Origin of the sequence: Mesobacillus sp. MER 48 (genome assembly GCF_023714225.1) — a bacterium.
In the GTDB taxonomy this organism is placed as follows: domain Bacteria; phylum Bacillota; class Bacilli; order Bacillales; family Cytobacillaceae; genus Mesobacillus; species Mesobacillus oceanisediminis_A.
The window spans coordinates 360,673-383,789 of the sequence record NZ_JAMAUR010000001.1 but is presented as its reverse complement, the minus strand read 5'-3'; the positions used below and the strand labels follow the sequence as shown (position 1 = coordinate 383,789).

28 protein-coding genes, 1 pseudogene and 1 other annotated feature are annotated in these 23,117 nt (G+C 41.3%); of the genes and pseudogenes, 22 read left to right on the top strand and 7 right to left on the bottom strand.

Annotated features, from left to right (window positions below):
• The first annotated feature begins 5 nt into the window (after nt 1-5).
• From hutU to selB, 4 genes are all read left to right on the top strand, one after another.
• A complete protein-coding gene (gene hutU / locus M3593_RS01905; protein WP_144480023.1) occupies nt 6-1,667 on the top strand; it encodes a urocanate hydratase in 1,662 nt (553 codons plus the stop codon).
• A gap of 203 nt (nt 1,668-1,870) precedes the next feature.
• On the top strand, nt 1,871-3,070 hold the full coding sequence (gene hutI / locus M3593_RS01900; protein WP_222125082.1) for an imidazolonepropionase: 1,200 nt from the start codon (nt 1,871-1,873) through the stop codon (nt 3,068-3,070).
• Entirely contained in the window at nt 3,042-3,983 is a 942-nt protein-coding gene (gene hutG, locus M3593_RS01895) for a formimidoylglutamase (protein WP_313959732.1), read from the top strand. The genes hutI and hutG overlap by 29 nt, the downstream gene beginning before the upstream one ends.
• A gap of 245 nt (nt 3,984-4,228) precedes the next feature.
• Nucleotides 4,229-6,115 carry a selenocysteine-specific translation elongation factor gene (gene selB / locus M3593_RS01890; RefSeq protein WP_285847885.1) on the top strand — a complete coding sequence of 629 codons (1,887 nt, stop codon included), beginning with the start codon at nt 4,229-4,231 and terminating at the stop codon, nt 6,113-6,115.
• A gap of 74 nt (nt 6,116-6,189) precedes the next feature.
• Here the strand turns inward: selB and M3593_RS01885 are convergent, their stop codons facing one another.
• Nucleotides 6,190-6,696, bottom strand: coding sequence for a DUF3231 family protein (locus tag M3593_RS01885; RefSeq protein WP_144480019.1), 507 nt, complete (start codon nt 6,694-6,696; stop codon nt 6,190-6,192).
• A gap of 614 nt (nt 6,697-7,310) precedes the next feature.
• Nucleotides 7,311-7,514 (bottom strand): thioredoxin, encoded by a 204-nt coding sequence (locus tag M3593_RS01880; RefSeq protein ID WP_144479549.1) that lies wholly within the window; start codon nt 7,512-7,514, stop codon nt 7,311-7,313.
• Between the two features lie 238 nt (nt 7,515-7,752).
• Between M3593_RS01880 and M3593_RS01875 the strand changes: the two genes are divergently transcribed.
• The 6 genes from M3593_RS01875 (at nt 7,753) to M3593_RS01850 (ending at nt 11,867) form a co-directional block, all read left to right on the top strand.
• Nucleotides 7,753-8,358 (top strand): class I SAM-dependent methyltransferase, encoded by a 606-nt coding sequence (locus tag M3593_RS01875; protein ID WP_251540429.1) that lies wholly within the window; start codon nt 7,753-7,755, stop codon nt 8,356-8,358.
• A gap of 105 nt (nt 8,359-8,463) precedes the next feature.
• Nucleotides 8,464-9,573 (top strand): DNA polymerase III subunit beta, encoded by a 1,110-nt coding sequence (gene dnaN, locus M3593_RS01870; protein WP_144479545.1) that lies wholly within the window; start codon nt 8,464-8,466, stop codon nt 9,571-9,573.
• Between the two features lie 21 nt (nt 9,574-9,594).
• Nucleotides 9,595-10,308, top strand: coding sequence for a class I SAM-dependent methyltransferase (locus M3593_RS01865; RefSeq protein ID WP_251541229.1), 714 nt, complete (start codon nt 9,595-9,597; stop codon nt 10,306-10,308).
• 196 nt (nt 10,309-10,504) lie between these two features.
• The gene (locus tag M3593_RS01860) at nt 10,505-10,960 is read left to right on the top strand and encodes an NUDIX hydrolase (protein WP_251540428.1); all 456 of its coding nucleotides are present in this window, start codon (nt 10,505-10,507) and stop codon (nt 10,958-10,960) included.
• Between the two features lie 63 nt (nt 10,961-11,023).
• Nucleotides 11,024-11,404 (top strand): HIT family protein, encoded by a 381-nt coding sequence (locus tag M3593_RS01855; protein ID WP_251540427.1) that lies wholly within the window; start codon nt 11,024-11,026, stop codon nt 11,402-11,404.
• Entirely contained in the window at nt 11,385-11,867 is a 483-nt protein-coding gene (locus tag M3593_RS01850; RefSeq protein ID WP_251540425.1) for an NUDIX domain-containing protein, read from the top strand. Before M3593_RS01855 ends, M3593_RS01850 begins: the two co-directional genes overlap by 20 nt.
• 217 nt (nt 11,868-12,084) lie before the next feature.
• On the opposite strand, the pseudogene M3593_RS01845 reads toward M3593_RS01850, so the two are convergent.
• The 3 genes and pseudogenes from M3593_RS01845 to M3593_RS01835 all read right to left on the bottom strand — a co-directional run bounded on the left by M3593_RS01845 (nt 12,085) and on the right by M3593_RS01835 (nt 13,616).
• Nucleotides 12,085-12,841 (bottom strand): annotated as a pseudogene (locus tag M3593_RS01845) (class I SAM-dependent methyltransferase).
• 114 nt (nt 12,842-12,955) lie between these two features.
• Nucleotides 12,956-13,381, bottom strand: a complete 426-nt coding sequence (locus tag M3593_RS01840; protein ID WP_251540423.1) for a hypothetical protein — start codon at nt 13,379-13,381, stop codon at nt 12,956-12,958.
• A 97-nt stretch (nt 13,382-13,478) separates the two neighbouring features.
• Nucleotides 13,479-13,616, bottom strand: a complete 138-nt coding sequence (locus tag M3593_RS01835; RefSeq protein ID WP_251540422.1) for a hypothetical protein — start codon at nt 13,614-13,616, stop codon at nt 13,479-13,481.
• A 199-nt stretch (nt 13,617-13,815) separates the two neighbouring features.
• On the opposite strand from M3593_RS01835, the gene M3593_RS01830 reads away from it, so the two are divergent.
• The 7 genes from M3593_RS01830 (at nt 13,816) to argS (ending at nt 18,400) form a co-directional block, all read left to right on the top strand.
• A complete protein-coding gene (locus M3593_RS01830) occupies nt 13,816-14,016 on the top strand; it encodes a hypothetical protein (RefSeq protein ID WP_186326826.1) in 201 nt (66 codons plus the stop codon).
• Nucleotides 14,017-14,286, top strand: coding sequence for an OsmC family protein (locus M3593_RS01825; protein ID WP_144479536.1), 270 nt, complete (start codon nt 14,017-14,019; stop codon nt 14,284-14,286).
• A gap of 115 nt (nt 14,287-14,401) precedes the next feature.
• Entirely contained in the window at nt 14,402-14,953 is a 552-nt protein-coding gene (locus M3593_RS01820) for an RNA polymerase sigma factor (RefSeq protein WP_251540421.1), read from the top strand.
• Entirely contained in the window at nt 14,937-15,479 is a 543-nt protein-coding gene (locus M3593_RS01815; protein ID WP_251665099.1) for a hypothetical protein, read from the top strand. The genes M3593_RS01820 and M3593_RS01815 overlap by 17 nt, the downstream gene beginning before the upstream one ends.
• Complete coding sequence (locus M3593_RS01810; protein WP_251665098.1) at nt 15,415-15,846, top strand: hypothetical protein; 432 nt, start codon at nt 15,415-15,417, stop codon at nt 15,844-15,846. The genes M3593_RS01815 and M3593_RS01810 overlap by 65 nt, the downstream gene beginning before the upstream one ends.
• 86 nt (nt 15,847-15,932) lie before the next feature.
• On the top strand, nt 15,933-16,409 hold the full coding sequence (locus M3593_RS01805) for a GNAT family N-acetyltransferase (protein WP_144479530.1): 477 nt from the start codon (nt 15,933-15,935) through the stop codon (nt 16,407-16,409).
• A 39-nt stretch (nt 16,410-16,448) separates the two neighbouring features.
• Nucleotides 16,449-16,662 (top strand) — a binding site (T-box leader).
• Between the two features lie 40 nt (nt 16,663-16,702).
• Complete coding sequence (gene argS, locus M3593_RS01800) at nt 16,703-18,400, top strand: arginine--tRNA ligase (RefSeq protein ID WP_251540419.1); 1,698 nt, start codon at nt 16,703-16,705, stop codon at nt 18,398-18,400.
• Nucleotides 18,401-18,471: 71 nt separating this feature from the next.
• Here argS and M3593_RS01795 read toward each other — a convergent pair whose 3' ends face one another.
• Together M3593_RS01795 and M3593_RS01790 are read right to left on the bottom strand one after the other, a co-directional pair.
• Nucleotides 18,472-18,768 carry a HesB/YadR/YfhF family protein gene (locus M3593_RS01795; protein ID WP_144479526.1) on the bottom strand — a complete coding sequence of 99 codons (297 nt, stop codon included), beginning with the start codon at nt 18,766-18,768 and terminating at the stop codon, nt 18,472-18,474.
• Between the two features lie 208 nt (nt 18,769-18,976).
• Complete coding sequence (locus M3593_RS01790) at nt 18,977-20,143, bottom strand: TIGR04053 family radical SAM/SPASM domain-containing protein (RefSeq protein WP_144479524.1); 1,167 nt, start codon at nt 20,141-20,143, stop codon at nt 18,977-18,979.
• A gap of 212 nt (nt 20,144-20,355) precedes the next feature.
• Between M3593_RS01790 and M3593_RS01785 the strand changes: the two genes are divergently transcribed.
• The 5 genes from M3593_RS01785 (at nt 20,356) to M3593_RS01765 (ending at nt 22,843) form a co-directional block, all read left to right on the top strand.
• Nucleotides 20,356-20,817 carry a hypothetical protein gene (locus M3593_RS01785; protein WP_144479522.1) on the top strand — a complete coding sequence of 154 codons (462 nt, stop codon included), beginning with the start codon at nt 20,356-20,358 and terminating at the stop codon, nt 20,815-20,817.
• A 150-nt stretch (nt 20,818-20,967) separates the two neighbouring features.
• On the top strand, nt 20,968-21,171 hold the full coding sequence (locus M3593_RS01780; RefSeq protein ID WP_144479520.1) for a DUF1657 domain-containing protein: 204 nt from the start codon (nt 20,968-20,970) through the stop codon (nt 21,169-21,171).
• Nucleotides 21,172-21,228: 57 nt separating this feature from the next.
• Nucleotides 21,229-21,432 (top strand): DUF1657 domain-containing protein, encoded by a 204-nt coding sequence (locus M3593_RS01775; protein ID WP_144479518.1) that lies wholly within the window; start codon nt 21,229-21,231, stop codon nt 21,430-21,432.
• A gap of 11 nt (nt 21,433-21,443) precedes the next feature.
• A complete protein-coding gene (locus tag M3593_RS01770; protein WP_251540417.1) occupies nt 21,444-22,304 on the top strand; it encodes a DUF421 domain-containing protein in 861 nt (286 codons plus the stop codon).
• Between the two features lie 104 nt (nt 22,305-22,408).
• Complete coding sequence (locus tag M3593_RS01765; protein ID WP_144479514.1) at nt 22,409-22,843, top strand: hypothetical protein; 435 nt, start codon at nt 22,409-22,411, stop codon at nt 22,841-22,843.
• Nucleotides 22,844-23,117 lie beyond the last annotated feature (274 nt).

Below are 23,117 nucleotides of genomic sequence, written 5' to 3'. Positions count from 1 at the left end.
AAATGATGACAATAAAAGCGAAACGCAATATTAAAGCGAAAAAGGGCCTGGAACTCGAATGTAAAGGCTGGGAACAGGAAGCGGCATTAAGAATGCTTTATAACAATCTAGACCCCGAGGTCGCAGAAAAACCGCAAGACCTAGTCGTTTATGGAGGAATTGGCAAAGCCGCGCGTAACTGGGAGGCGTTCGATGCAATTGTTGAAACGCTAAGAAGGCTCGAAAATGATGAAACAATGCTTGTCCAATCTGGTAAACCTGTTGCGGTATTCAAAACACACCAAGCAGCTCCCCGCGTCTTGATTTCGAATTCAGTATTGGTCCCTAAATGGGCAAATTGGGATCATTTCCATGAACTTGATAAAAAAGGTTTGATGATGTATGGGCAGATGACTGCGGGAAGCTGGATTTATATTGGTTCACAAGGGATTCTGCAGGGCACATATGAAACCTTCGCCGAGGTTGCGAGACAGCATTTTGGCGGTACGCTAAAACATACAATTACACTGACCGCGGGTCTCGGAGGCATGGGAGGAGCCCAGCCGCTGGCCGTCACGATGAACGGAGGTGTTTGCATTGCGGTGGAAATCGACCCGCAGCGTATCCAAAAACGTCTGGATACGCGTTATTGCGACAGGATGACCCATTCAATCGATGAAGCGATTCAATGGGCAAAGGAAGCGAAGCATAAGGGTACAGCACTTTCGATTGGTCTTGTAGGCAATGCAGCAGAAGTCCATCTTGAACTTTTGTCAAGAAACTTTCAAGTCGAAATCGTAACGGACCAGACTTCGGCTCACGATCCATTGAATGGCTATATACCTGTCGGGGTGAATCTGGAGGAGGCAGCACAACTGCGGGAAAATAACCCGGAGGAATATGTTAAGCAATCATCATTCTCAATGGCTAAGCATGTTGCATCCATGCTTGAGTTCCAGCGCCGAGGAGCGGTTACTTTCGATTACGGAAACAATATTCGCCAGGTGGCCAAGGACCATGGAGAAGAGCAAGCTTTTGACTTTCCTGGATTTGTCCCTGCTTATATCCGTCCGCTGTTCTGTGAAGGAAAAGGCCCTTTCCGCTGGGCAGCTTTGTCAGGTGACCCTGCTGACATCCATCGCACAGATGAACTAATCAAAGAACTTTTCCCTGAAAATGAAGCCCTCCAGCGCTGGATTGACATGGCTCAGGAAAAGGTTGAATTCCAGGGTCTGCCATCGCGGATTTGCTGGCTTGGCTATGGTGAGCGAGTGAAAATGGGATTGGCAATCAATGAGCTGGTACGAAATGGTGAATTGAAAGCTCCGATTGTAATCGGCAGAGACCATTTGGACAGCGGGTCCGTTGCTTCGCCAAACCGGGAAACTGAAGCGATGAAAGATGGCAGCGATGCAGTCGGCGATTGGGCAATCCTTAATGCACTAATCAATGTCGCTGCCGGCGGCTCGTGGATTTCTGTCCACCATGGAGGGGGAGTAGGGATGGGCTATTCTCTTCACGCAGGTATGGTTGCAGTTGCTGATGGAACGGACCTGGCGGAGGAAAGACTGAGAAGAGTCCTGACCACGGACCCTGGAATGGGCGTTGCCCGCCATGCAGATGCAGGTTACGAAAAAGCGATTGAAACAGCGAAAGAAAAAGGCGTAGATATTCCAATGCTTCCGTAATGTAGAAAAGAACGGGGAATTCGAACGAGTTCAGATTCTAACGTGTTTAATGGCTCTTTTCGAAGTTGCTTCCTAATTCGATATAGAGCCTTTTGAGTGTATATAGAAAGGGTGGGAGACCATTGACATATGATTTGATTCTATACAATATAGGGCAGCTCATTTTGCCGCTATTCAAAAATCGACCCTTAAAAGGGGAGGAAATGAAAGAACTGCATATAAGAGAGAATGCCGCAATGGGAATCATCGAAGGAAAAGTGGCCTGGCTCGGCTCAAGCGTGGAGGCTGAATCATTAAAAGCCTCTGAGCGAATCGATGTCCAGGGAAAAGTTGTTTCCCCCGGTCTTGTTGATCCACATACTCATTTGGTTTTTGGTGGCTCGCGTGAGCATGAGCTTTCGTTAAAGCAGGCCGGTGTTCCTTATTTGGAAATATTGGCTAAGGGCGGGGGAATTTTGTCAACTGTCTCAGCTACTAAAAAAGCATCCGAAGCGGAATTGCTCAAAAAGGCATCCTTCCACCTTGAAAGGATGATTTCTTATGGTGTGACAACCATGGAAGCCAAAAGCGGATATGGCCTGGATGCAGAGACAGAGCTCAAGCAATTGCAGGTGGTCAAGAGGTTAAAAGAAAAATATCCGGTTTCGATTGTATCAACATTCCTGGGAGCACATGCTGTTCCTCCTGAATTTAAGGGGAAAGAAGCTCAGTTCCTGGACCTAATGTCTGGTTTATTCGACGAAATCAAAGAAACTGGGCTGGCGGAATTCATCGATATTTTTTGTGAAACAGGGGTTTTTACGATTGAACAATCTAGGGAGTACTTACAGCTTGCAAAAGACAAGGGTTTTGGATTGAAGATCCATGCTGATGAAATCGATCCGCTAGGTGGTACTGAGCTGGCGGTGTCATTGGGAGCTGCAAGTGCGGACCATCTGGTTGCCGCTTCAGATGAGGGAATCAAACGGCTCGCTGAAGGCAGCACAGTAGCGGTTTTACTGCCAGGTACAACATTTTATCTCGGTAAAGACCAGTATGCTCGTGCAAGGAAAATGATTGATGAGGGTGCAGCAGTCGCCCTGGCAACAGATTTTAATCCAGGCAGCTGTGTGACTGAAAACCTGCAAATGATCATGTCACTCGCAGCTTTAAAACTGAAAATGGCAGCGGAAGAAATCTGGAATGCAGTTACGATCAATGCCGCCCATGCAATCGGTAAGCCCCAAGAGGCAGGGACACTTGAAATAGGACGCCCCGCAGATTTCGTGATCTGGGATGTGCCTAATTATCAATACATTCCGTACCATTATGGTGTGAATCATGCTCAAAGCGTTTTCCGTTCTGGCAAAAAACTTTGGGAAAGGATGGCTTATAGTGGAGTTCAGCTATCTTCAGCCAGGTAGGCAGGCAGTATTCAAGGACAATTTTGTCACCAAGGTCAATGAGTGTCTTGCATCCTATACAGACGGAGCTATAGGGGAGATTGGGTTGATCGGTCTTCCGTTCTCAAAAACTTCTATTTCTTTGTCACAGGCATCGGATGCGCCTAAATCTATAAGGGCATGCCTTAGTACATTCTCTACTTTTTCAGGGGAAAGAGACCAAGATTATAAGAATATTAAGGTCCTTGACTTTGGTGATGTGCAGGTGCATCCAACTGACATGGAGGAATCCATTGAAAGACTCCGTATAAGCGTCGGAGAAATGCTTGCAAGGAATGCCTGTAACAGGTATATCTTGCTCGGTGGGGACCATGGAGTCAGCTACCCTTCGATCCGTGCATTCAGTGAGCAATATGGTGAGATAGGTGTCCTCCAATGGGATGCACACCATGATGTCAGAAATCTGGAGGATGGCGGACGGACAAATGGCACTCCATTCCGCAGTCTCATTGAAGGAGGTCACCTTAAAGGTGAGAATCTTGTCCAGATAGGAATCCGTGATTATGCGAATGCCAAAGTCTATCATGATTATGCGAAGGATAAAGGGATTACCGTTTATACAATGGAAGATGTTGAGATTTCAGGCATAGTACCTATTATAAAAAAGGAACTGGACAGATTATCTAAAATAGTAGATATAATCTATTTATCGGTCGATATGGATGTCGTGGACCAGGCATTTGCACCAGGATGCCCGGCAATCGGTCCGGGAGGCATAACCAGCAGGGAACTGCTTACCAGCATTTCCGCTGCAGCCACTCATCCAAAAGTGAAAGCAATGGATATCGTAGAAATAGATCCTTCTAAAGATTTCCGTGATATCACAAGCCGACTTGCGGCTGCCGCCATGCTTCGTTTTATGTTTAATCAATGATTTATAGTAAAAATAGACCTGCAGACAAGCAAGAAAGTGTCTGCAGTTTTTTTATAACGAGAGTAAGAAGAGTTTAATTGACAAAAGACCCTGCCTGGATATGTAGTGACCAAGGTTCGGGAAGCAGATGTATCTTCACTTACAATTTATGTGAGAACCAGGATACTTGTCCCATTTCGTCGCTTGAACTATTTTCGATTTAAAGTTAGAGTTACTTTATACATAGTAAAAGAAGGTGTCAGCATTTGAGCAAGAGGTATTTTACCATCGGGATGGCAGGTCATATTGATCACGGGAAAACGTCGTTGACCAAGGCGTTGACGAATGTGGACACTGACCGCCTGAAAGAAGAAAAAGAACGGCAAATTTCGATTGAACTGGGCTTTGCGCCACTATATGAAGATGAAGAACTGCAAATTTCGGTGGTGGACGTACCGGGACATGAGCGTTTTATCCGCCAGATGATCGCCGGTGTAGCTGGGATTGATCTTGTCGTTCTCGTTGTCGCTGCCGATGAAGGGGTCATGCCGCAAACTCGTGAGCATCTGGACATTCTTGGATTTCTGGGGATTCGTTCAGGAATTATTGCAATCACAAAGATTGACAGGGTGGAAGAGGATTTCATCGAACTTGTGAAAGACGACATTCTTGGCGAGCTTAAAGGGACCGTTTTTGAAAATGCACCTTTTATGATGGTCGATAGCCTATCTAAAAAAGGAATCATTGAACTGAAAGAACTGATTATTGGTACGCTGCAAGAACAGGAAATGCGTGATGTAAAGGGAGCTTTCCGTCTGCCCATCGACCAGGTATTTTCGGTAAAAGGCCAGGGCACCGTTGTCAGAGGCACTGTTTACGAGGGGACGGTTGAAGAAGGGCAGCAATTAAAAGTCTTGCCATCAGGGCATGAAGTAAGGGCCCGCCAGCTTCAGGTACATCATCAGCCTGCCAAAAAAGCGTTCGCGGGTCAGCGGGCTGCCATTAATCTTTCAGGGGTATCGAGGGACGAACTCGAACGGGGTGAAGTGCTGGTTTCATCTGAACATTTTATCGTTACCAATACAATTGATGTCGCCATTAGAGTCGTTGAGGACCTTGACCACCTGGTAAAACAAAGGACGCCCATAAAATGCCATATCGGTACTGCCGAAGTAATGGGACGGATTGTCTTTTTTGACCGAAACGAACTTAAAGAAGAGAATGGGGAGATTCTTTGCCAGCTGCGCCTTGATGAAAAAATCGTCACTAAACGAGGAGACCGGTTCATTGTCCGCAGGCCAAGTCCGCAGGAGACAATTGGTGGCGGTTGGGTAATCGACCCACGTGGAAACAAGTATCGATTTGGACAGCAGACAATTGAGGAGTTGGAAAAAAAGAAAGCTGGAACACCGATTGAAAGAATGAACGCTGCCTTATACGAAGCAAAAAGTCTGACGGTCGAAGAGCTGATTAAGCGGACAGCACTTGATGAGGGATCTATTTTATCCAATCTAAAAGATGACCAGTTTGTCAAAGTATCAAATAAAGAATATGCCCTGACATCAATCATTGACCTTATCGAAGAAGATATCATGGATCGATTGGAAGATTATCACGAGGAAAGCCCAATGCGTCCTGGCATGAATAAAGCTGAATTGTTGCAAACACTGCAAAAATCTTTTCCTAAAACGTTGCTGGAATTCATAATCGAAAATGGAATCAGCAAGGGCTTATTCACGAGAAAAGAACAATATATCTCACTTGCAGCATTTGTTCCGCATGTCCCGAAAAACTGGGAAAAACGGACAGAGAATCTGATCAACGAGCTTAAGAAAGACGGCTTAAAGGTTGCTTATTTGCATGACTATATTAAAAATGCAGGCATACCTGACTCTATCTCCTTTGAACTAAAACGCTTCCTCGAAGACCAGGAAGTTATTGTTATGCTGGATGACCAATACGCCTGGTATGGAGAACATTTTGCTGATGCAGTGAGTAAGCTGAAAGAGCAAACGGGAGATGAATTTGAAGTCTCACAGGCAAAAGAAGCAGTGGAGTTATCACGTAAGTATATGATTCCATTCCTTGAACGTCTCGATGCACTTGGATACACGAGAAGGATCGAGAACAAAAGGGTTTGGAGAAAAAGTTAAACAAAAAACAGCAGAGCCATGGGTTCTGCTGTTTTTGTCTGGTTTTAAAAATTGTTTACATAATATGATTATTTTTACTCGGTAGATTTTACCTGTAGTGGAGGAGGAATCAGCCAGCCTTTTGTTTTGTTTAACTTTAGCATTTTAGCGCCAAATTGTGCCTTTGCCATATGGAATTGGCCGTACATCATCGCGATATCTTCTCTGATGGACTGGCCGATCATAGTACTCGCGGCAATCAGACCTTCTGCAACATCCTTTGAGACTGCCGCCGAAATTTCAGGGTCACTGAATCTTGCTCCAGGAGGAATATCTTCCAGATGGGCAACAGGACGTTCAGGTGAAGATGGAGGGAGCCCGATGCCATTCGTTTTTAGCAGTTCTTCAACCTGCTTATTTTCTTCCTGCATCGCCTCAATTGCTTCTTGGACAAGCTTTTTAAGATCCTCATCACCAATGTGATTGATAAAGGTCTGGTATGCAGCGATCAGACCATGATTGACTGATAAATGAGTCCAGGCCCCATATACCTCACCATAATGCATAGGTTCATCTTTTGGATTTCCGCTTAAAATTCCCATAACCGCACTCCTTATTGTGTTTATATTCATTTTGTTTCTCCTTAGGAAAGGAAATTGTCAACAGGGCTTATTTTGTTTAAAAGAGAACAATTCATGCATTAACCTAAGATTAATATTTAGAGGAGTTAGAAGGGAATATCGGATTGGGAGTGAGAAGATTAAAACACAGAATTTATCGAAATCGGTATCGTGTTCAGACAAATTGTAGGTATCGGTGCAAGATTTCCTCCCAAGTTGAAATATAAAGTTATTATATTTCATAATTGATGGATCTTAACGAAAAATACCCTTAATATAAGGCTCTGTTAAAGCTCAATGTTGTTTTTACACCTGTTGATTGTAGGGGAAGGCGCGAAGACTCATGCGGGCGCAGCTGGACAGGTGAGACCTAGGTGAAATGATTCACGTGAGGAATCATTTGCACCCCACAGGAGCAAAGCGACGAGGAGGCTCAGCGCCAGCCCCAAGGAAGAATTGCTTATGAAAAAGACGGCAGTTGGTTTTTTAATATTCTTCCAGCGGAAAGCGAAGCGCCTGGAACGAAAATCAACAGTCTTGTTTAACAGAGCCAATATAAAAGAAAAACGAGAGCTTGGATTAACCAAGCCCCCCAATTATTCTCCAAAGAATCCTTCATAAATCCTGGAGACGTCTTCCCTGAGTTTCTCAACCTGGACGATTCTTGCCTCTCTTAAATACTCTCGTCCATCTGCATACAAGACTAAAACGGGTACTGTAAACGCCATAAGGAATCCCGCTATTTCTTCGACCTTCCCGGCATTGACCAGCCCAGTCTCGATTTTAGGGAAATCTTTCAAAACTTCCTCGACCTGAGGAAGCAATCCGTGACAGACACTTCAACCATCGGTCAAGACATAAATAAAACTTAATTCGTTATCATTGATTAAACTTTTTACTTCATCAATTGATGTTAATTCTTTCATTTAATTCAGCTCCTTTCGTTACTGATACCCACTTAAAAATAGAATAGCCACCTGAACTTTTATCATACTAAAAAAAGGGTAATGGGTATAATGATTAGGAAGGAGTGATCGTATGGGAAATTCGTGGCATGAACGTTTTGGTACCGAACAGTATGTATATGGTGAAGAACCAAATCAATTCATAAAAGAACAAGCACACAGATTAGGAAAAGGAAGTAAAATCGTGGCGTTTGCTGAAGGAGAAGGCCGGAATGCGGTTTATCTTGCACTGCAGGGGCATATAGTTACGGCTTATGATTATGCAGAAAATGGTTTGAATAAGACGAATGCATTGGCGGAGCGGCATAAAGTGAAAATCTCAACGGAACTAAAGAATTTAATACATGATGGGGTACCTGCTGAAGAATTCGATGCAGCCTTTATGGTATTTGGTCATTTTAGTAAAGATGATCAAAAAACCGTGATGGATAAATTGATTTCAACTGTCAAGCCGGGGGGCACCATCATGTTCGAGGTATATTCAGAAGACCAGGTCAAATACGGAACAGGCGGACCTAAGACGGTTGAGATGCTTTACGATCCATCTGATGTTTTAGAATGGATTAAAGGCTACAAAGTACTTCATTTCTTTTATGGAGAACAGGAAAGAGTGGAAGGTGAATTGCACACAGGCACCGGTCATGTTATTCAGGTTATCATCAAAAAAAATGCAAATTGAACAAAAGTGATTCTTCTTAAAGAGGGGTCACTTTTTTAATTTTTACAAGGATTTTCCAAAAATTTGTCGAATTTATAGTATATAGAAAGAGGAAAGGAAAGAAGCATGAAATTTATCATTAAGAGTGGCTTGTTTTATGAAGCACTATCGAATTTAAGCAGGAGTGTTTTGGCCAATCCTATTCCGCAAATTTTATGCGGCATTAAAGTAGTTGCCCATTCTGAAGGTTTGACTCTTATTGTCAGCAATCATAACTTTTTTCTGAAAAAAGAGCTGTTTGGTAATGAGGGAAACCTTGAAATCATTGAAAAGGGCAGCTTTGTTGCACCTGCTAAATATTTAGCAGAGTTAATTAAAAAATTGCCTGGTGAAATCACGGTGGAAACAGGGGATAATAATAAACTTATTATAAAGGCTGATGAGATAAAGATTCAGCTAAATGGTCTCAATGTTGATGAATACCCATCATTGCCAAAAGTGAATAGCGATGAAACCGTCCAGCTGCAGGCAAACCACCTCCACGAAATGGTTAAACAGACTGTATTCGCAGCTTCAGTAAATGATTCTCGCCAGGTCCTTACAGGGATATCGATTTCGTTCCTGAACAACAAACTAAGATGTGCAGCCACAAATTCTCATCGATTGTCAATGAGTGAACTTGATTTTGAATCCCCTATTGCCGGTTCATACATAATTCCACTGAATTCAATAAGGGAATTCATAAGATTTTTCAATGATAGTACCGTTACAATCCATGTATCAGAAAATTACTTTGTCTTCGAGTCACAAGATTTATCCTTGTACTCAAGATTAATTGAGGGGAACTATCCTGACCTTTCAAGCATTATCCCATCAGAATCAAAAACATCAATGATCCTTTCTACCAGGAAGTTATTGAATGCTATTGACCGTGCCAGCCTGTTTACTCGCGACACAAGCAGAAACAAGGTGAAATTGAGTGTTTCGGAAGGGAGACTAATGGTTGCTTCCTATTCTTCAGATTTAGGGGGAACAGAGGAGACTATCCCTATCAGGGAACTCGAAGGAAATCCGGAGATTTTGATTTCATTGAATAATAGTTTTCTAATTGATGCTCTTAAATCAATTTCCGACGAAGAAATTGTGATGAGTTTCTCTGGGTCCATGAGACCAGTTGTAATTAAGCCAAACAGCGATAAACAACATTTGCAGATGATATCTCCAGTGATGGGATAAGGGAATTAAAGGAGGAAAATGATGAAAGAAAGTATATACAGCTATGATGATTTATTGGAGATGCTTGATCAGCTTTTGAGTGAGGAAAGGCAATTCAATTGGGACGTTTTTTATTCCGACAGAGACAGAGGAGTCCCTTTTTTTAAAAACTACCCTGATGAGAATCTGGCAGAGTATGTGGAAACAAGGAAATTAACTACTGGTAAAGTCCTGGAGTTGGGATGCGGTCCAGGAAGAAATGCTATTTATTTAGCTGGAAAAGGTTTTTCTGTGGATGCGGTGGATCAATCTGAAGAGGGGTTGAACTGGGGAAAAGAAAGGGCGCTTGATGAAAATGTGAAAGTGAACTTTCTAAAGCAAAATATTTTTGAATTGGATATAGAAGAGGGTTCATACGATCTAGTCTATGACTCAGGGTGCTTTCATCATATCCCTCCACACCGGAGAATGGATTATATTGACCTAGTAACTCGTGCTTTAAAGCCCGGAGGCCATTTCGCCCTTACCTGCTTTGTTGTGGGTGGAAAACTTGGCGGGTCGGACATTTCTGATTGGGAAGTGTACAGAGGGAGAAGCATGAAAGGCGGATTAGGTTTTACATTTGAAAAAATAACTAGAATCTTCAGGGATTTTGAAGTAGTGGAAATCAGGGAAATGAATGACAGGTCACCTGAAGAAGGCCTTTTTGGAACAAGTGAACTGTTGGCTGGATTATTTAAAAAGGCAGTTTCGTAAAGATTGTTGTTAAAATCTTAAAGCCGATTTTAACGTGCTATAAGCAATTTTGAAGTTCGTTTTTAAGTGTGCAAGCTCTTTTCTCAGAATAAGCTTGAATTTTATAAAGAAAACTAGGTCATTCAATCCAAATTAGTAGTCAATAGCAAGAAAGTTTGAGAAAAGGGCCTTTAAAAAATAGCATGGAGTGAAACCATTGGAATATATTGCTGAGCTAAGAAAGTTGGTTGGCCATCGGCCACTGATTTTACCCGGGGCAGTTGTCATGATTTTTAATGAGAAAGATGAATTGCTTCTGCAGCTTCGGAGTGATGGTGGCTGGGGCCTGCCAGGTGGATTGATGGAGTTAGGGGAGAGTCTTGAGGAAACAGCAAGAAGGGAAGTAAAGGAAGAAACAGGGCTTATTATAGGCGACCTCAATCTCGAAGGCGTGTACTCAGGCGCTGACTTCTATTTAAAAGTGGCGAACGGAGACGAACTTTATTCTGTCACAACTGTTTATTCAACAAGGGAATATAAAGGGATTTTGGAAAAAGATGAACATGAATCAGTCGATCTTAAGTTCTTTCATTTGTACTTTTTGCCGAAAGATTTGCAGTCAGGTTATTTAAAATATATTCAAGGTTATCTTGATAAAAGTAATGAACCTTAATAGAACGGCAACAGGGATAAATAAACAGAAAAAACTAGATGGATGAAGAGGGGTGTTTGAAACGTGGCTAACAATCAATGGGAAGATTTTTATTGTTATGAGGTGCTTTCTGGCAAAACGGTTGTAAAGACCATCAAAGAAACGGAACATAGTCTCGCCTTTTACCATACCCGCCCTTATTATGAAGTACATATCATTGTCATTCCAAAAAAACATATACATTCTTTCTTGACTGTTACAGCCGAAGAAAAGGATTTATTGGAGGATGTGCTCCAGGTTGTCAGGGAAGTAGCAGCGAGGCTTGAAAAAGAATATGGAGCCTGTACCATTTCTACCAATGCAGGTAACTATCAAAGCAATAAACATATGCATTGGCATGTTCATTTTGGTGCAAGGGTAAGAGACGAAAAGGGAAGGCTTCTTAATGGCATCACCTCAGAATAATGGTTTTGAATTGATTGAATGCATCAGGATGAGTGAACGGGAAATGGAGTGTGTTCATCCACTTGCTGGGTCTTTTGCGATTGTTGAAATAGAGGGGAATTATCTTCTAGGATACAACAGCTTGAGACAGCAATGGGAGTTGCCGGCTGGCAAAAGAGAAGAAAATGAAACACCATTGGAGTGTGCAAAAAGGGAATTGGTTGAAGAAACGGGACAGATTGTAGAAAGTATGCAATTAATCGGGGTAGCCAGGGTAAAAAATCACGTGACAAAGGCTGATAAGTTCAATCCTCTATACTTCTCTACGATCTATTCACTTATGCCTTTTATTCAAAACGAGGAGACTTCTGAAATAAAACTATGGGATTTAAAAGAAGATATCCAAATTGACCAGGTAGATTTGGGAATAATACGATTTATAGTTTCGTTCAGATTGGAGTTAGAGGATGAAAACCAAATTTAATCTTGACCAGGTCCTGTTCACAGGTTTTTTTGCTGCTACCATTCTGACGTTCGCCCGCGGATACGTATGGGAGAACAGAATATACTTTGGTATTATTGCCTTCATAGTCTATCTTTTAATAGCTTTTATTTCACAAAAACTCTTTAGAGATTGATTGAAAAAAGGACCTAGTCAAAAGTCCTTTTTTTATATTATCGTTGAAGTCTCGCTTTAATTACTATACTTTCGTGCATTTAAAAATAACGGTCGTCGGAACGGCCTTAACTTTCTCCCAGTTATACCACCTGTTAGAATCTCTGGACAATAGTTCTTCGGAAACCCTGATTTCCTCGATTATTTTTTCGATCTTAAAGCCAGCTTCGACTAGTGAATTGAGATAGGTGCTGATTTTATGCAGCTGCATGATGGCGGGATGGTTCCATGCTTCATGGTCATAGGGTCCTTCCTCATGATAAGACTTTGTGAGTAAAAGTCCATGTTCAGTATTTCGCACCCGGCTAAACAGAGGATGTTCCCAACTGAAAATAAACGCTCCGCCCGGCTTTAAATATTGATTGATGTTAATCAGCGTCTGTTCCAGATTGGTTGTCCAGCCTAAAGCAAAAATGGAGTATACAATATCAAAGTGGCTTTCGGGAATTCCAGGGTTCACTTCCATAGGAGATTGAAACAATTTGACATTCGTTCCTTTTAATAATTCTGTGGCTGCCTGAATTTGTGTGCTGGAAAGATCGAGGCCCCACAGCTCATCGGCCTTTTTTTCTTGCATGTATTTTCAGGGAGTGCCCGCTTCCGCATCCGATATCCAATACTTTTTTATGGTTTAAATCCCCGAATAGGTTCAGTTCCTTTTCGTCAGGAGCAAAGGGACCATATTCCGGCAAAGCCGTTCTCCCAAAAAAGTTTTGGGCCACATCATCCCAGCTTGTTTTATTGATTGTCAAAGTGTCAGTATTCAAAATCAAAACCTCCATGCCATGATATGACCTTATTCTCCAAAAGTCTGCCAAATCCTTCTCGGCGATCCTAAACAATAGAAAGAAACGAAAAAAGAGTTCTTCATATCTGGATGAAGGACTCTCAGTTTTTTACCGTCTCTTGCGGTGTTTAAGAGATTTTACTTCTGATTCCAGCGCAGTCAAACGCTGGTTCCTCTCTGCTAACTCGGTTTTCACCTGTTTCAATTCCTCTTTTAAAGCATTCATGCTGGAGGTAAGCTCATCAACCGCCTGCCTGGAAATCTCTGATTTGTTACTTTGCTGCTTCAATGCATTTGAGAGAAGTGATAGAGTAGCAGGGTTGATGATACTTTGTGCTGTTGTCAACAATGATTGAATACTATCTTGGTTGAAAGTGGTTGTTTCAGCTGGTTTTGAATTTATCGGTTTCTCATCGTTTGTTTCTTGTGGCAGCTTTTTAAAAATGGCCTGGGTTAAATTAAGTACCTCATTCAAGGAGGGATCTTTTTTCAAACGGTCAATGTCAATGTCCAGATTTAGGTCATTCTCTTTCATCTTCACCGATCCTTTCGATATTTTGGGTCTCCCCGGCCAATACCGGTATAGCCAGGGAGCCAGTCACAAGGTCCAGGTTCTACATCATTTGAAGAGATTAAGCAACACCATTATCAACAGCAATAACTTCGCCGATGCATCTGTAGAGGACGTCAGCAAGTGCATCCTGATTCAACAAGATAGCAACGACCAAAGCCAGAGCCAACAATAGTACCACGATAGCAGTGATTAACATCTCCCCACCCCCTTCCTTTAAAGAAGATAGGTAAGATCCGAACCTTACAACAACATCATATGTAAAATTATCGGACGAGCATCAGCTTGTATCATAGGAATCAAAATAAGGGCTGCCTTTTTTATGCAAAGGACTTTATTTGAAAAATACTAATCTTTCTATTATGGTTGTAATAACTAAAAAAGGAGGGATCGTTTCATTGTCTGACCCAATTGCCTTAACAAAAATAACGGTAATTCAAAAAGATACTCCCAACAAAATTAGAGAAGCCTACATTGATGGTTTCCAGGAACCTTTGTTGTTCGGTGTACACGGCGGTGTAAAACAATTCTACGGTGTCAATCCTAAAGTGGAATACCCTTCAACCCTGGATCACATCGTTGCTGCTGCAGGGGGCTGACTGGTCGGCACCCTATCAGGCGCGCTGGAGGCGCGTAAAATACCGACTTCACCCGATAAAGTAAAGGCACAGGTACAAGGTACAATTGAAGCACCTGAAGGAGTATTGAAAATAACGAAAATCAGTTGTCACTATATACTTAAGATTCCAACTGGCAAAAGGGAAGCAGCCGAAAGGGCGTTGAATGTTTTCGAAAGAGGATGTCCGGTTGCACAAACATTAAAAGGCTGTATACAATTCGAACATACATGGGAAATAGAAGAAGATTAAAAAATGGGCCGTTATCTTAACAAGGTAACGGCCCATTTTATTTTATAATGGAAAAAAGAGGAGAAAAAGTGTCACATTATTGAATTTTCTTCGACCTATCGTATAGATAAAGGAAATGAGGTGGGCAACAATTAGCGATAACTTAAAAGAACAAAAAGTAATGGAATGGTATGAATTGTATTATAAAGATCTTTACCGTTTTATCTATTATATGCTGGGTGATCGCCAATCCTGTGAGGACCTCGTTCATGATACATTTCTGCGTGCTTATACGTCCTTCGAGAAATTTGAAAAGAGGGCGAGTGTGAAGACCTGGCTTTTTAGTATTGCAAAGCACCTCGTATTCGATGAAATACGCAGGCGGAAAAGAAGAAGGAGTATCACGTTATTTTCTGAGGGGAAAGACATTGCATCACCTTTAAATATCGAAAAATATATAGAAAACCGAGATACGGTAGAAAGGAGCCTTAAAGCAATTCAACAGCTTAAACCTGACCACCGGCTTGTGATCACGCTGAAAAAAATCGAGGATTGTTCCACTAAAGAAATTGTCGAAATCCTAGGCTGGTCTGAATCAAAAATAAGGAAAACACTATCCAGGGGACTTGCGGAACTAAGGAAAAAGGACATAGCGGAAGGAGGCGGACACAATGAACAAATTTTCTGATGAACAATGGGAATTGCTGAAAAAGCTGACACCAGGTGAATGCGAAAGGGATAGAATGAGGTTGAAAATAAGGTCATCCATTCGAACTATTAAAGCACAAAAAAAGAAGGAAAGAACATTCGATTTGAAAAACGTTGTATTTACGTCGCTATTTCTGCTTTTATCTGCTGGCTTGTTGTTTCAAGTTCAAAATTATGATCAACATGAAGACAGATCAGGTCAATCACATGCTGTAAATGAGTTCAGTCTGAAATGGGATTTAGAAACTATATATAGTGAAAGAAGTCCAGATGGTTATGAATTTTACAAAAAAGGAGAATCTGAAAAGGTTGGTTTTGCCGAATTCGTGAATGACCGTAAAAAGAAGGAAATCATCAGTTCCAAAGCGATGAATGTTGAAAAAGAACTGCAGAATTTTCCCTATCCTACAACATTATATATCGAACATGTAAAAATGATGGATGTCAGCCTCCGTTACCACTTTTTTTGTGGAAGCGGGCAAGAATATTTTATATTTCAGCTTTGATTATCCAAAGCTTGAATATGCTGAAATATTTCAGATTATTGGGTCACTTGATCTTAAAAATCCAGCCCCTTATCAACACGAACAGCTGCTATATGTTGTGCATGGCTATGGGAAGCTCCCTTATCCAGTAGGGTTACGGCCGGCAGAAATCGATGGGGGCACAGAAAAATATACTTGGGACCGAGGTACCGATCAAAACATGAAAGATTATCTTGATAAGATCCAGGCAACAGGTGTTTGGAAGCATACTGGAGGTGAGGGACCATCCTATATTTTTGAATCTGCTGATGGGATGGAAATAGTTGAGATAACAAAAGATGAGAAAGAACTTACCTACCAATATTCATATCCTGACAGAGAGGAATAAAAATGAAAGCGGGTTAAAAGAGGATTTTCCTTTATTATCAACGAATAATTAAAATAAAAAATTCAGTTTCAAAAAGGGGAATCCTTGTGATCGATTTGGTACGTGTGAAACAGGAGGATGAAGCAGTCCTTCAGAATCTGATTCAATTCTATATCTACGAGTTTACGTTGTTTCAGGAAATCAGGCTTGAGGAGAACGGAAGTTACGCACCGTTTGATTTGAAACCATATTGGACTGATATGAATCTTCATGCTTTCTTCATCATACATGAAGGTGAATATGCTGGGTTTGCCATGGTTGAAAGCGGGGAACCCAATGTCATCCTCGAATTTTTTATCCTTAGGAAATTTTACAGAAGAGGGTTCGGCAGAATTGTCGCTACCAGGCTGTTTGATCAATTTCCTGGCGGATGGAGTGTCATCCAGGTCGAGAAAAACGAACCAGCGAGAAGTTTTTGGCGGAAGGTAATAGGAGATTATACAGGTGGAAATTATATTGAAACCTTTGATGATAACAATTGTTCAACCCAGGAATTTGATACAGTTTTGGCTGTGAAAAAATGATTGCAATCGATCATAGTTGTTGTTTATAACGGTAAAAATATCTAATCGATGAGAAAGAGAGTAGTTATCCTTTTTTGAGTTAGCGAGCCGGGGACGGTGAAAGCCTGGTGCAAATAGGGTAATGAAGCGCACTTTTGAGATGCCTTCCTGAAAACCATTAGGGATGGCCGGAATGAACTCCGTTATCAATGAAAGCAGGTTCCTTTCAGGAACAATTAGAGTGGTACCGCGGGATAAAACTCTCGTCTCTTTTTAGAGGCGGGGGTTTTTTATTTTTTAAAGGGAGGTCTACAATGAAATACCGTAAAAAATATTCTGGATTACTCGCTCAAGAACTAAAAGGAATACTATCTGATGAGAATATTGAACGTTTAATCGAAAAACCAAAATTTCTGAAACACGGAGATTTGGCCTTTCCTTGCTTCCAGATGGCAAAAGCCCTGAGAAAGTCACCTGTGGAAATTGCCAAAGACATTAGCCAAAAATTACAGTCCAAAAATGAATCTGACTTTGATCGTTTTGAAGCAATTGGCGGGTATGTGAATGCTTTTTTGGATAAATCAAAAGCAGCAGCTTATATCCTCAATGAAATTACAGAAAAGAAAAACCATTACGGGGACTATAATCGAGGACGTCAACATACGGTGACAATTGATCTTTCCTCCCCTAATATTGCCAAACCTTTTTCTATGGGGCATCTACGTTCTACCGTTATAGGAAATTCTCTTTCACTAATTTATGAAAAGTGTGGATTCAAGACGTTTAAAATAAACCATCTTGGAGACTGGGGGACTCAGTTTGGCAAACTAATTACGGCCTATAAGCTTTGGGGCAGTGAACAGAAAGTGAAAGAGAGTCCGATAAAGGAGCTTCTGGCCCTTTATATAAAGTTTCATGAAGCCGCAGAAACCAATCCTGAACTCGAGCAGGAAGGCCGAAATTGGTTCAGGCGTCTTGAAAACGGAGATGTAGAGGCACTCGGATTGTGGAAATGGTTCAAGGAAGAATCATTGAAAGAGTTCAAGAAGGTTTATGAGCTGCTGGGGATTGAATTTGATTCATATGCTGGAGAAGCATTCTATAATGATAAAATGGAGCCTATTGTTGAAATGCTAAGGAACAAAGAGCTTCTTGACGAATCAGATGGGGCTCTGGTCGTTCAATTGGAAGATATCGGCCTGCCACCCTGCCTGATTAAAAAATCAGACGGTGCCACATTGTATGCGACCCGGGATTTGGCCGCGGCCAAGTATCGATATGATCAGCATTCTTTTATTACATCTTTATACGTTGTGGGAAATGAGCAAAGTCTTCATTTTAAACAGTTAAAAGCGGTTCTTGCAAAAATGGATTTTGAATGGGCGGATGGAATCATCCATGTTCCTTTTGGAATGATGCTGAAAGATGGCAAGAAAATGTCAACGCGCAAAGGGAAAGTTGTTTTACTGGAGGATGTCCTTAAAGACTCGATTGAGCTGGCTAAAAAGAATATCGAGGAAAAAAATCCTTTACTCCCGAATCAGCAAGAAACAGCTGCTATGGTGGGTACAGGAGCAATCATTTTTCATGACCTGAAGAATTTTAGAATGAATGATATTGATTTTTCCCTGGAGGAAATGTTGAGGGTCGAAGGAGAATCAGGTCCATATGTACAATATACAAATGCCCGGGCTAAAACCATTTTAAGACAGGCAGCAAGTCCAGTAACTGGTGTGGAAATCAAGCTTGAAGGTGCGGCTGAATGGCCAGTTGTCACAGAGCTTATGGATTTCCCTGAAACTGTCATAAGAGCCTGCCACAATAATGATCCATCTCAAATCGCAAAATATGTATTGAATCTCGCCCAGGCTTTCAATAGATATTATGGAGAGGTAAGGATCCTGAAAGAAAATGAGGAGAAAGATGCACGGCTGGCTTTGGTGAATGCAGTCAGCATCGTTCTCGAAGAAGGCCTGAGACTTTTGGGAATCAAGGCTCCAGAGGAAATGTAAGAAGAGCTCCTGGTTCTGCCAGGAGCCCCGCTTCATTTTAATGCAATGATTGTTGTTATATATATTGATGATCAATGATGCTCATTGTATTTGGTGAATATTTCACCGGCAGTATCACTGTACTTGATTTCTACATCTGTCTCATTAAAGAACCAGGTGTCATTTGACTCTACATAAAAGGTAATACCGTCAATTATCTGCTGTTCGGCGGCAATGGCAGGAGTTTCTAGCGAAAATGCCAGGCTATAGCCCTTATTCTTGTCGCCAAACCCGGCATATTGAGGATAAAGGCGGATGTGAAACGGTTTTGGTGTGTCGAATTCTCTTTCAAACCATTTAAATGCTTCTTGATCAATCTTGATTGTCATCTTTGCACCATCCTTTCGTTAACTTTATTGTAAAACTTGGTTGGTGGTGTTTTCCGTGCTTTATGTCACAGAAAAAAGGAAGTCATAAAAGTGTCAATATTGATCAAATAAGAATGTTGTGTTGCTATTCGACTCTCTTTAATGTTGTGGCTTGGGATTAGAACAGCATTCCAAATAAAAATAGCTCCTTTATCAGGAGCTATCGGCATTAGATTGGCGATTTCGTTTTGCGCATTGTCTCGGGGATATAGACACAGAATGGCTCGCTGCCCATGTAGTCTCCTGTGACCGCATAGGTTCTTGAACGGGAACCCCCGCAGACATAGCGGAATTCGCAAACACCGCATTTTCCTTTGTATTGATCAGGATTACGCAGGTCCTTAAAGATTTGGGAATCGCGGTAAATGTCCGCTAAAGGCTTATCCCGAACGTTTCCGCCAACTAAAGGAAGCAATCCGGATGGCATCACATCTCCCGTATGCGAAATGAAAACAAAGCCGTTGCCATCATTGACCCCTTTTGGAGCACGTTTCAGGCCATCGATGACAGAAGCCATATCTTTCGTTAATGTGTCTTCATACCGGATTTCATCCTTGTTAACGCTATGTTCCCTGGTTTTTTGTTGGAAAACAACCCGGCGGTAATGCTGGGCTGCCGTCGTTTTAATATCATATGGAGCAGTCTTGCTTAATTCATACAGCCAACGGAAAACTTTTTCATGTTCTGCAGGTGTCAAACAGGCATCCAGCTGGCCTCGGCCTGTAGGAACCAAAAGGAATATGTACCACATCACAACTTTAAGTTCTTTCATCAGTTCAGCCATTTGTTCAAGGTACTCATAATTATACCGTGAAATGACCGTGTTAAGCTGCAAAGGCATTTTTAATTCATTTAGGTATTTAACTTTTTCGATTGTCAGATTGAATGAACCGGGAGTTCCACGAAAATGATCATGGATTTCAGGAGTGGGACCATCCAAGCTGAAAGCCCATCTTGAAAGTCCAGCTTCCTTGGCTCTTTCCATTTTTTCTTTTGTAACATTATCTGTAGCGCTTGGTGTCATTGACACGCGCATGCCTTTCTTCACCGCATATTCAGCAAGTTCAAAAAGATCCTCTCGCATCATACAGTCTCCGCCTGTAAACACAAGCATTGGGTTACCCATCTCATAAATGTGATCGATCAGCTTCAGTCCTTCCTCCGGGCTTAATTCCATTGGGTCAGGCCTGTTTTGTGCATCAGCCCGGCAATGGATACATTTTAACTGACAAGCCCTTGTCACTTCCCAAATAACAATATAAGGATTCATGTTGAAATCAATTGCACCCGGATGGCTGCCAGTGGAATGAGCATGTCCAATTCCATGCACTTTCATCACCAACTTTTCATTATTTATTCATTCATTATAGTTTAGCCGGGAGAGTTTGCATGTAAGGAATGTTACACAATAATGACAAATGGTTTTTGAATATGAAGTACATTAAACAATCAGACACGCGAAATACTGGAAATATGAAACTTACTACCCAGCGGAACCGTCTAAATAATAAGATGTGATATTTTTGATTTTTTGAAAGGAGGAGTTTGGTGAAAACAATATTTTGGGGAATCTCGGCTTTATTATTGTTCGCCATTATCATCGGCTGGAATACATATAAAAGCTATAAACCAACTCCTCCTGAATTAGAAATGACTGTAGACAGTCAAAAGGTGGAGGTAAAAGCTACGACCTACTCCTTGAGAAAATGGGGGAGGGCAACAGCGGCAGATTCCAATACCGATCCTGCTGTATTTGTAAGAGAATTTCCTCCCATTATGGTCAATCGCAATGACAGCATCAACATGCAATTTGAGCATTCACCAATTTCTGTTACTTGCTATTTATGGGATATGAATACAGGAGGACTCGCATATAAAAGCCTGGATGGATTACCATTAAATCTTGCCCAAGCAAAAGTCTCTTCGGGAGATTATGCAATGGAAATCCGGGCCAAATGGGAAGTTGGCTACGCACTTTACAACATCAGGATACAAGTGAATGAAGATTAATCCTAAAATCATAACGGCCGCAATGGCTTTTTTTTTTGGATATAATGGTTTCAATTGGGAAATCGGAAAAAGATAAAAGCAGGGAATATTTCAAGGGAATGTAGCAATAATAAAACAGTACCATATTTATTTCAGAAAGCAGGGGATACGATGACAGTTGGTGCTCAGGTAAAACAAACATTGGCGGGTTTGAAAAGTGCCCAGGCTAGTTTGGAAACTTTTGCGCTCGGGACAGAAAATCAGCAGGCAAAGCAGCTTTACCAAACTGCTGCACAGCAGACACAAGCGGTTATTGACAGTCTTCAGCCTCGTCTGCAAGAAATTGAACAAGAGGAACCACAATATAATCAGTAGGCTGGACAGGGAGGGCAGGGCAACCCGCCCTCTTCTACATTATAGAGGTGATGATAAATGACAGTAGGTTCAAATGTGAATCAAGTTTTATCAACGATAAAAGGGATAGAAGCGCAACTGTCTGCAATGGCATTAAACTCAACGATTCCAGAAGCAAGCAGGGTTTTCCATGAAACCATGCTGGTCATCACGGAAATCAAAACAGATTTAGAAGAACGAAAAATCAAGGTGGAAATTGAAGAGCCCCAATATAAAAGCTAGAAGGTGAAGCAATGAATGATTACACACATATTTTCGTCTCATCTATATTGTTTGCAATCACATTGTACGCAATCACAAAGATAGGCGGAAAAAAACAGCTTTCAGAGTTGTCTTTTTTTGAATATATATCAGGCATAACAATCGGGAGTATTGCGGGCGAAGTTATCATGGGACTGGATGGTAATTTTTTTCATGGTGTTTTAGCGATTATGGTATTTGGTGCATTTACATATTTCCATGACCTTATTGGAATTAAGAGCAAAAAGTTCCGTGATATATTCGAGGGAAAAGCAACAGTTTTAATTAAAGACGGGAAAGTCCTTGAAGAAAATCTTAAGAAAGAAAAATATACGATCGATGAATTGAATTCTTTATTGCGTCAGAAGAATGTATTTAAAACAGCAGATGTTGAATTCGCAGTTCTTGAACCAAAAGGAGACTTAAGTGTCCTTTTAAAAAAAGAATTACAGCCTTTAACCGCTAAAGATTTGAATCTGACAGTAGCTCCAGAGAAAGAACCCTATACTGTAATCATGGACGGGAATATTCTGAACGATTCGTTAACTTCGGCGGGCAAGAACAGAGGGTGGCTGGATATAGAATTAGCAAACTTAGGTGTAACGATTGATAATGTCTTTTTGGGACAGGTGGATTCATTCGGAAAGCTTACCATTGATACTTATGATGATCAGTTTGAGATTCCTTCTCCACAGCCAAGGAAGCTATTGCTCGCTATGATGAATAAATGCCAGGCAGATTTAGAATTATTTGCTCTCGGAACAGAGTCTTCTATAGTAAAACAAATGTATAGTAAAAACGCTGAAAAGTTGCAGCAGGCTATACACAAATTGAAACCCTACCTTAATGAGTAAACTGACTTCACTGTAAAACTTTTACCGGTATATTGAATGACCAGAACCTAATACTAAAGGGTGGAGGGGATATTTCCCCTCTAATTCATAAAGGGGTGCTGCCGATGAATAGATCCGCTTGGATGTCTGCGTTAATGAATTCGAATATACCTCAAAATCTGATGAAGATGTTCGGGTATAAACGCAAGAAATCTCGCTCCATGACGTATTCAGTAATGGGTGTTGTAGCAAGTGCTGCTGCTGCATTTGCTTTCCGTAATCGAATGGGAAATGGAATGAGGCAGCTTTTTCAGAATACAAACACGGGGAATTCACTAAATCGGGCCATTTCTCCGGGTTTAACGGAATTCGCAAAAGAAATTACTTCAGGCATGACTGATTCCAAAACAACAAATACTAATTCCGGTTATCATGCTTCAAGTTCCACTAACCCGGAAAGCAGCCAGTTAATCAGTCAAATTGCCTCAGCCGCTAAGCAGGAAGGAAACAGCCAGCAGGTTGACCAGGCTGCTGAACAGTTGATTAAACGAAATCTCTAACATGAAATGAAATAAAGTAAAGCCCACTGTGTGATTCTACAGTGGGCTTTACTCATTGCTAAACGATGAATTGTAATGAGAAAATTTCACCTTATTGACATGTTATTAGTTCTTTGTTCCCTTGTAATACAATCTTATAGGAACTGTTACATAGAGTAATTAAATTACAAAACAGTTAAGCTTATATTGCATTTTTGTTACAAATAATACAATACCAGTGGAAAAAACAGGCTGTTATCCCTGATATTTAAAGGATTAGTAGTATTTCTGGAAA

Bases quoted from the DNA above. Each gene is read 5' to 3' on its own strand.
- M3593_RS01865 (WP_251541229.1), top strand. From the start codon at position 9,595: ATGAAAGAAAGTATATACAGCTATGATGATTTATTGGAGATGCTTGAT.
- hutU (WP_144480023.1), top strand. From the start codon at position 6: ATGACAATAAAAGCGAAACGCAATATTAAAGCGAAAAAGGGCCTGGAA.
- M3593_RS01835 (WP_251540422.1), bottom strand. From the start codon at position 13,616: ATGTTAATCACTGCTATCGTGGTACTATTGTTGGCTCTGGCTTTGGTC.
- dnaN (WP_144479545.1), top strand. From the start codon at position 8,464: ATGAAATTTATCATTAAGAGTGGCTTGTTTTATGAAGCACTATCGAAT.
- M3593_RS01795 (WP_144479526.1), bottom strand. From the start codon at position 18,768: ATGACAATCAAGATTGATCAAGAAGCATTTAAATGGTTTGAAAGAGAA.
- M3593_RS01850 (WP_251540425.1), top strand. From the start codon at position 11,385: ATGGCATCACCTCAGAATAATGGTTTTGAATTGATTGAATGCATCAGG.
- M3593_RS01815 (WP_251665099.1), top strand. From the start codon at position 14,937: ATGAACAAATTTTCTGATGAACAATGGGAATTGCTGAAAAAGCTGACA.
- M3593_RS01810 (WP_251665098.1), top strand. From the start codon at position 15,415: ATGTCAGCCTCCGTTACCACTTTTTTTGTGGAAGCGGGCAAGAATATT.
- M3593_RS01875 (WP_251540429.1), top strand. From the start codon at position 7,753: ATGGGAAATTCGTGGCATGAACGTTTTGGTACCGAACAGTATGTATAT.
- hutI (WP_222125082.1), top strand. From the start codon at position 1,871: ATGAAAGAACTGCATATAAGAGAGAATGCCGCAATGGGAATCATCGAA.
- argS (WP_251540419.1), top strand. From the start codon at position 16,703: ATGAAATACCGTAAAAAATATTCTGGATTACTCGCTCAAGAACTAAAA.
- M3593_RS01780 (WP_144479520.1), top strand. From the start codon at position 20,968: ATGACAGTTGGTGCTCAGGTAAAACAAACATTGGCGGGTTTGAAAAGT.
- M3593_RS01820 (WP_251540421.1), top strand. From the start codon at position 14,402: ATGAGGTGGGCAACAATTAGCGATAACTTAAAAGAACAAAAAGTAATG.
- M3593_RS01840 (WP_251540423.1), bottom strand. From the start codon at position 13,381: ATGAAAGAGAATGACCTAAATCTGGACATTGACATTGACCGTTTGAAA.
- M3593_RS01885 (WP_144480019.1), bottom strand. From the start codon at position 6,696: ATGGGAATTTTAAGCGGAAATCCAAAAGATGAACCTATGCATTATGGT.
- M3593_RS01765 (WP_144479514.1), top strand. From the start codon at position 22,409: ATGAATAGATCCGCTTGGATGTCTGCGTTAATGAATTCGAATATACCT.
- M3593_RS01770 (WP_251540417.1), top strand. From the start codon at position 21,444: ATGAATGATTACACACATATTTTCGTCTCATCTATATTGTTTGCAATC.
- M3593_RS01775 (WP_144479518.1), top strand. From the start codon at position 21,229: ATGACAGTAGGTTCAAATGTGAATCAAGTTTTATCAACGATAAAAGGG.
- M3593_RS01790 (WP_144479524.1), bottom strand. From the start codon at position 20,143: ATGAAAGTGCATGGAATTGGACATGCTCATTCCACTGGCAGCCATCCG.